The organism is Flavobacterium sp., assembly GCF_043722275.1.
Classification (GTDB): domain Bacteria; phylum Bacteroidota; class Bacteroidia; order Flavobacteriales; family Flavobacteriaceae; genus Flavobacterium.
In genome coordinates this window covers 1-2,012 of sequence record NZ_JAYSPC010000045.1, presented here as the reverse complement: position 1 = coordinate 2,012, position 2,012 = coordinate 1, and the positions used below count along the sequence as shown (strand labels likewise).

The 2,012-nt window shown below is 33.4% G+C and carries 3 protein-coding genes; all 3 read right to left on the bottom strand.

What is annotated here, in order from left to right; all coding sequences use genetic code 11:
- Window positions 1-306 precede the first annotated feature (306 nt).
- Genes ACHZDT_RS06330 through ACHZDT_RS06320 form a run of 3 tightly spaced genes read right to left on the bottom strand, consistent with a single transcriptional unit; the run spans window position 307 to window position 1,630 of the window.
- Window positions 307-726, bottom strand: coding sequence for a hypothetical protein (locus ACHZDT_RS06330; RefSeq protein WP_394773788.1), 420 nt, complete (start codon window positions 724-726; stop codon window positions 307-309).
- Between the two features lie 15 nt (window positions 727-741).
- The gene (locus ACHZDT_RS06325; RefSeq protein WP_394773787.1) at window positions 742-1,128 is read right to left on the bottom strand and encodes a helix-turn-helix domain-containing protein; all 387 of its coding nucleotides are present in this window, start codon (window positions 1,126-1,128) and stop codon (window positions 742-744) included.
- 10 nt (window positions 1,129-1,138) lie between these two features.
- Window positions 1,139-1,630 carry a hypothetical protein gene (locus tag ACHZDT_RS06320; protein WP_394773786.1) on the bottom strand — a complete coding sequence of 164 codons (492 nt, stop codon included), beginning with the start codon at window positions 1,628-1,630 and terminating at the stop codon, window positions 1,139-1,141.
- Window positions 1,631-2,012: the final 382 nt, after the last annotated feature.

The following is a 2,012-nucleotide window of genomic DNA, read 5'->3' as shown; positions in this document are numbered from 1 at the left end:
TTTTACACTCCAGGGAAGTGTGATTCTTAATAAACTGTTCGCTACCGAGCATTATTGTTTAGTGCTAAGATTGCAATAGCATAGGTCGTTCTTTATCATTAGAGTAATTAAAAATTTGTATAACTCATATTATGTTACTCAGGTTAGCCGTAGGGTGGGTGGGGAATTTTTAAGTTTCCCGATAAGAAAATTCCCCTGTGCGCTGGCAAGTAGCGTGGGTTGTGCGTGGCAAAAGAAAAAATAAAAAAAATAGCCATGCATTTTACAAAAATGCTGACTTGGCCGTGATACGGATGGAACTATGAATTACTTTTTGTTTTCTTCTACAAAGTCAGACATAAAAACGACAGGCATAATTGAAGAACCTAAATAAGTACCACGAAACTCTGAATATATTATTCCCCTAACAGTGGAAATTGATACAGGTCTTATGGTATTTTCTAATGAAGGTGGGATAGTATATAACCCATCTTCATTCAATACAATATGCTTTTCAAAATCTACTACTTCAAATACGCAGATTGCGTTAACCTTTGCCAAAAAAACGTCTGTTTTTTCGTCTGAAATAATGACTTTAACAATTATCAGTACAGATTTAATTTCACTTTGGACTCTTGTTTCTACTCTGATGTTATATTTAAAACTAACATATGGAAGGTCCGGGGGGGGCTCCACCATCTCTTTTGAAGTCAGCTCAATATTTTTAAACTTAAATTTAAACTCCATTAGTAATATGCTTTATTATCCTAGTTTAGCAGGATGAGAAGATGTTTTTGCATATGAATGAGAATCCATATTAACAACAATTGCAGATGAAGCAGTAGTGTTATCTGTTTTTTCTTCTACAAAAAGTGCAGGGTTTAAAAGCTTGATAGGTGAGGCTAATTGTAGTTTAATAATAGATTTCAAGGTTAGATTATGTAAACCTGAAAACCATTTGCTTATCTCAGGCTCCGTTTTCCCTAATTTATCTGCAATGTCTTTTTGTTTAAATTCTTTGCTTTTTGTGAAATTAGACATATACCTGGCTATAGTCAGTGACATATCTACAAACTTGCTATTTATTTCAGGTAAATCTTCACATTCTAAATCAAACGCTTTGCTAGTTGATTTTACTCTCTCTTTCATATTTCTTAGTTTAAATCTCTAAGTAAAAATTGGGGTCGGTTTTAATTTGACTGCCGTCTACTTCAATATCATTTAGATAGATTGCATTATAAAAAGCAGTAGTTAGTTTATCTGCAAATTGGAAATGAGGAAAGCAATTAGGGCAATTTTGTACTGATTGGGCAGTTTTTCTACCCCCGTTCAAAAGAATAAGAGCTTCATCGTTCACCCTGATACAGTATAGCCTCAAGCCAAAATCTTCAATTCCGTCACTGTCAAAAAAAGTAAACCAGTGCGGGGGCAATGCTCTAAAAGAATTTTCTCTTCTAAAAAAGTTTTCTTCGGCTCCATCAAGAGTTACCATTCGTTTTATTATTTTTTGAAGCTCTCCCAATTGCCGCCGATCTTTCTCCACCTTTTTCTTTCCATGCAAAAATTCCAAATACTGTTCACTGCCGACAATATCCAAATTGTCATTTAAAATTTGAGCTGAATATAGAGATGCCTTATCAAAATCTTCCAAATGAACAATTTGAACTTTCAACTTAACTTATAAGTTAAGAACAAATATAACGCCTGATTATTGCAAAACGTATATTTATTCGGTTAAAAAATATATTACAAGATGTGAGGGGGTATTAAATATAATGGATTTAAAACTTAGAGGACAAATTTTCATATAAACTTTTCCAAACTCAATCGGGGTCTACAAATATGTGTTTAATAGAAGCGTTGGCCTTTTTATTTTTTCTTTGAAGCGAAGGGCTGTGTGCCTGTTTAACATAATATTAATTATAGGAAAAATGATTTCCAGATTTTCAGGAAGTCCCTTTATATTTTACCAGGCCAAATTTGAGATTGCCCCCGGTTTGTTCTGTTATTGCCAATTTCTGGAGAATTTATAT

Excerpts from the sequence above, each read along its gene's own strand:
- ACHZDT_RS06330 (WP_394773788.1), bottom strand. The coding sequence starts at position 726 with ATGGAGTTTAAATTTAAGTTTAAAAATATTGAGCTGACTTCAAAAGAG.
- ACHZDT_RS06325 (WP_394773787.1), bottom strand. The coding sequence starts at position 1,128 with ATGAAAGAGAGAGTAAAATCAACTAGCAAAGCGTTTGATTTAGAATGT.